Raw genomic sequence first — 2,387 nt, forward strand, 5'->3', positions numbered from 1 at the left:
CGGCCCCGGGGCCGCGGCCTTGACCCGGGCCGCGGTATCGCCCCCGGCCGGCGCCCCGCCGCCGACCGGTTCGCCGTCCGGCCCGTCGGCCTCGCCGGTCACCAGCAGCTCACGGCCGTCGACCGGGTCCAGCGGGGTCAGCGGATCCGGATCGCCGCCGGCCTCCTGGCCGAGGCCGGACGCGGAGACCGTCGCGAGATCCGTGCCCTCGTCCAGGCCGTCCGCCTCCGTGATGGCGGCGAGCCGCGCCGCGGTGTCCATGAACGCCGGATCGACGCGGTGCACCGCGCGGTAGAGGGGGAGTGCGGCGGCGCTGCGGCCGGTGCCCTCATGGGCGCGGGCGAGCCAGTAGCGCAGCTCCTTGCGCTGCGGCTGCTCGCTGCGGCAGCGCATCAGCGCGGCGGACAGCAGCGGTACGGCCTGCCCGTACATCTCCAGCCGCACCCGGGCCATCCCGCCGAACAGCCCGGCCTCGATGCCCAGCACCGGGTCGCCCAGCAGCGGCTCGGTGTGCCGTACGAGCTGGTCCCAGTCCTTGACGAGATAGGCGCGGCAGGCGTGCAGAAAGCGCACCTGGGGGTCGGTGTCCACCGGCGGACAGCCGGCCAGCGCCTGGTCCAGCTCGGCGACATGGCGGCCGTCGAGCCAGTGGGAGGCGTGGGCGAGCAGCAGATCACGGCCGGTCTCCAGCACCGGCTGGACCCACCAGCCCAGCCAGTACCAGGAGTTGAGGGTGCGTCGGTGACGGNCAGTACCAGGAGTTGAGGGTGCGTCGGTGACGGGCGCGCATCTCACCGAAGCGGTCGCGGTGGCGGTGCATCCGCAGCAGCGCGATGGAGGTGTCGGCGCGCAGCGCGTGCAGGCCGAGCCAGGCGTCGGCCATCGACGGATCGAGCCGTACCGCGGCCCGGAACTCCTCCTCCGCCTGCGGATACGCGCCTACGGTGTAGGCGTCGACCGCGCGCAGCCAGGCGAGCTCGGCCGGGGCGGGCGAACCTTGAGTGCCGACATCCATCCCGTCCCCCCACAAAACGTCCCCCGTGTGTGCCTCCGGGCAAGTGCCGGGCCGCAGCCTCCCGAACCGGCATACGGCGGGCGGGAGTTGACCGTCGCCGCACGCATCGGTCCCGTGGCCTGCGATGGCACGGACTCGCATCGTACCTGCGGGATCGGTGCAGGCCGTAGAGGGCGGTACGGGGCAAGAACGGACGACCGGGCGCTGCGCCGCGGCGCGAAGAATACGGTGACCCAGGGTGAGGGAGAGGCGGCGCCCGGCGGCGGCAAAAAGTGGTTTTACACAGAACGAAGCCCCCGATCACGGGGGAACAACCGGGGGCTTCGCGTCTGCGGGCGGTCCGTTGAACCGCACATTGAGAACGTAAGTCCTGTACGCCCCCCAGGTCAAGCCGAGTTGGGGCACTCGGCGGGACCCTGTCGGCGCTGCCGGGCGTGCCGGCCAAGGTCTGTTACGGAGCGTGAACTACGGGGCCGATCACGGCGCCGAGGAAGGCCCCACGAGTACCTCGTACCCCATCTGCCCCTGGTGCACCAGGAAATCGGCGTACGGGCGCGAAGGATCGCTCGCGAAGTGCGCGCGCTCCGCCGGAATCCAGCCACTCCAGAACGCGGAGAGCCCCGGCCCGTCCCGGAGTTGCCCCCTTTCCCATGAGTGTTCGCTCGCCAGTTCCATCCACAGCAGGCACGCCAGATGCGGCCGCAGCGCCCGCCGCCCCGCGCCGACGCCCTCGACCAGCACCACCGGCGCAGGTGCCAGCTCGCGCTCCTCGGTGAACTCCCCGCGCACCCAGTCGTAGATCCCGTACCGCGCGGTCTCGCCCCGCGACAGCGGCTCCAGTACCTGCGCACGGAACCGCTCGCTCCAGGCGAACAGTTCCTCATGGGTGGCGAGATCGTCGGTGTGCACCACCGGCGCATCGCCCAGCGCCGCGGCCAGCCGCCCGGCGAATGTGCTCTTGCCCGACCCCGCGTGCCCGTCCACGGCGATCAGCCGCACCGGCCCGCACGAGGGCGGAAGGGCGCGCAGCCGCTCGGCCAGCGAAGCCAGCTCACCATCCATCGCGCCAGCGTACGCCTGTGGTCCGGGCCACCGTCCCTGCCAGTGGTCCACACCAATATTCATCCCGCGACGCGCCCCGCACCGCCTTCCGAAGCAGGCGTGGAGCGGCAATAGTTGACCCACTGCCGACCCGACCGTGCCCGCGCGCCGCCCCGGCCCGACTCCTCGTACCCGATCGCACGCATCCGACTGGGGGACCTCCACCATGACCAGCTCCGCGCCCCGGCGCACCGTCCTGGCCGCCGCACTCGCCGCCGCGGCGGGCGTCGCCGCCCCCTCCGCGCAGGCCGCCGACGAGAGCCGCGCCCCC

1 protein-coding gene and 2 pseudogenes are annotated in these 2,387 nt (G+C 73.1%); all 3 read right to left on the reverse strand.

Features of this window, described 5'->3' with window-relative positions:
* Window positions 1-748, reverse strand: a pseudogene (locus tag DY245_RS46210) (AAA family ATPase); the annotation flags it as partial.
* A gap of 1 nt (window position 749) precedes the next feature.
* Window positions 750-1,015, reverse strand: a pseudogene (locus DY245_RS46215) (AAA family ATPase); the annotation flags it as partial.
* Between the two features lie 477 nt (window positions 1,016-1,492).
* Window positions 1,493-2,077 carry a uridine kinase family protein gene (locus tag DY245_RS12965; RefSeq protein WP_128506834.1) on the reverse strand — a complete coding sequence of 195 codons (585 nt, stop codon included), beginning with the start codon at window positions 2,075-2,077 and terminating at the stop codon, window positions 1,493-1,495.
* Window positions 2,078-2,387 lie beyond the last annotated feature (310 nt).

Origin of the sequence: Streptomyces inhibens (genome assembly GCF_003389455.1) — a bacterium.
GTDB classification, from domain to species: domain Bacteria; phylum Actinomycetota; class Actinomycetes; order Streptomycetales; family Streptomycetaceae; genus Streptomyces; species Streptomyces inhibens.